We start from the raw sequence: 237 nt of genomic DNA on the forward strand, positions 1-237 counted from the left end.
CGACGGGCGGAGGGTCTGGCCGCCGTCGAAGAATCCGTCGCCATTCGCCGCGCCCTGGCCGAGACGAACCCCGACGCCCACCTGCCCGATCTCGCCATGGCCCTCCACAACCTCTCCATCCGGTTGGGCGAGGAGGGCCGGCGGGCGGAGGGTCTGGCCACCGCGGAGGAAGCCGTCGGCCACTACCGAGCCCTGGCCGACGCGACCCCCGACGCCTACCTCCCTCACCTGGCCAGC

Annotated in this window: 1 pseudogene; it reads left to right on the forward strand. The window is 73.8% G+C overall.

Annotation, left to right across the window (positions count from 1 at the left end):
• Positions 1 to 237 (forward strand): annotated as a pseudogene (locus ADK60_RS28215) (tetratricopeptide repeat protein); the annotation flags it as partial.

Source organism: Streptomyces sp. XY431 (genome assembly GCF_001279805.1).
Lineage (GTDB): Bacteria > Actinomycetota > Actinomycetes > Streptomycetales > Streptomycetaceae > Kitasatospora > Kitasatospora purpeofusca.